The sequence below is a fragment of the Embleya sp. NPDC059237 genome (genome assembly GCF_042754105.1).
GTDB lineage: Bacteria > Actinomycetota > Actinomycetes > Streptomycetales > Streptomycetaceae > Embleya.
In genome coordinates, this window is sequence record NZ_JBHZAE010000056.1 from 1 (window position 1) to 2,012 (window position 2,012).

Annotated in this window: 2 protein-coding genes; both read left to right on the top strand. The window is 66.4% G+C overall.

Annotated elements, in window-relative coordinates:
- Nucleotides 1-138: 138 nt before the first annotated feature.
- Nucleotides 139-1,653 carry an ISL3 family transposase gene (locus ACFXKZ_RS52365; protein ID WP_380015658.1) on the top strand — a complete coding sequence of 505 codons (1,515 nt, stop codon included), beginning with the start codon at nt 139-141 and terminating at the stop codon, nt 1,651-1,653.
- A gap of 46 nt (nt 1,654-1,699) precedes the next feature.
- Nucleotides 1,700-1,984, top strand: a complete 285-nt coding sequence (locus tag ACFXKZ_RS52370) for a DUF6221 family protein (RefSeq protein ID WP_380015655.1) — start codon at nt 1,700-1,702, stop codon at nt 1,982-1,984.
- Nucleotides 1,985-2,012 lie beyond the last annotated feature (28 nt).

Here is a 2,012-nt window from a genome sequence, read left to right on the forward strand (position 1 = left end):
GGCTCTGTCGCTGATCTTGTGACGTTGGAGCCGTTCGATCGTTTCTGGTGGGTGTGCTGTTCTGGGGGATGGCAGCGGATTCTGCCTCATTTGACGGACGTGGTGATCGAGTCGGTGCATCGGGACGTGAGCACGGTCGTGCTGCATGCTCGCTCTCGTGGACATTCGGCGCGTTGTCCGGGATGCGGAGTACGGTCGAGTCGGATACACGGCAGGTACGAACGACGGCTCGCGGATGCGCCGTTGGGAGGCTTGCCGGTAGTGATCGTCATGCTGATACGACGGTTCAAATGCCTGACGGCCGAGTGCCCGGCAGTCACCTTCGCGGAGCAGATTCCGGGACTGACCCGGTCGCACGCCCGGCACACGCCGGTACTGCGGGATCAGCTCGGCCGTATCGCGCGGGTGCTGGCAGGACGGCCCGGTGCGAGGCTTGCCCGAAGGCTGGGCATGGCCGCGGCGAAGGACACCCTGCTGAGGTTGTTGCGAGCCACGGCGTTGACCGAACCAGGGCCCGTCCGGGTCCTGGGCATCGACGACTTCGCCCTGCTCAAGGGCCACACGTACGCCACCCTGCTGGTCGATCTGGATGCCCGCCGCCCGATCGACGTGCTGCCCGGCCGCGAAGCCGCCCCGGTGGCCCGCTGGCTGGCCGACCACCCAGAGGTGCAGATCATATGCCGGGACCGTGCCTCCGCTTACGCCGAAGCCGCCCGGCAGGCTGCCCCACAGGCCGTCCAGGTCGCCGACGTCTGGCACCTGTGGAGCAACCTCGCCAAGGCCGTGGAGAAGACCATCACCAGCCACTACGGCTGCATCCGCACAGCCCACCAGGCGACGCACCAGCCCGGAGAACGACAGCCACCGGCGGAACCGGACGGCATGCTCGACGTCCGCGGCCGGCCCCGCCGAATCGTCGCCACCATCCGTGAACGCCACCGTGCCGTCCAGGAACTCCTTTCCCAGGGCCGATCTCTGCGCGGCATCAGCCGAGACCTGGACCTGGACTACTACGCCGTCCGGCGATACGCCCGAGCTGCGGATGTCGACGAGCTGCTGGTGAAGGTCACCCAGCGCCGAACCCTGCTGGACGACTACAAGCCCTATATCTACGAACGGTTCGTACAGGGCTGCCGCAATGCCAGCCAGCTCTTCCGCGAAGTGCGCGACCAGGGCTTCCGGGGTGATCGGAGCGTGGTCAACTCCTACGTCCGCCTGCTGAAGCAGGGCACCGTCACGGCACCGCCGCCTCCAGCGCTGCCGAAGCCCAGGCGGGCTCTGCGGTGGATCATGACCCGCCCCGAGCACCTTCGCCCCGAGGAAGCAGTCGGCCTCAAGGAGATCCGGGCAGCCTGCCCCGAACTCGACGCCGCCGTTGACCACGTCCGAGCCTTCGGCTCGCTCATGCACGAACACCGAGGCGATGATCTCGACGAATGGATCGAGCAGGTCAGAAAGAACGACTTGCCGGCCTTGCGACAGTTCGCCGACGGCCTTCTCCATGACTGGGAGGCCGTCGTGGCGGGCCTGTCGAGCACGTGGAGCTCCGGTCAGGTCGAAGGCCAGGTGACCAGGGTCAAGCTCCTCAAACGCGCCGGCTATGGCCGGGCCAAGCTGGACCTCCTCCGCACCCGTACCCTCCTTCAGTCTTGAGACAGGTAGGAGCCCACCGGCATCCCCAAGCGAGGAAAATCATCTCGTGGACGACCTTCTGAAGTTCCTTCACGCCCGTAACGAGGCGGACAACCATGCCTATGCCTACGTGGCCCACTGCTTCGGAGGTGACGCCCTCCTCGACAGTCACCTGCCGATGCTCGACTTGGTCGACATGCTCGCGCGCGACTACGAGGGCATGGATCCCTCCGATACCCGCTTCGCCGGACTCGGGTACGCCCTCCGCGTGCTCACACAGTCGTACGCCGAACACCCCGACTACCGCGAGGAGTGGCGACCCAGGACACCTGAGCCAACAGCAGGACCCTGAGCGTCACAAGATCAGCGACAGAGCCCGT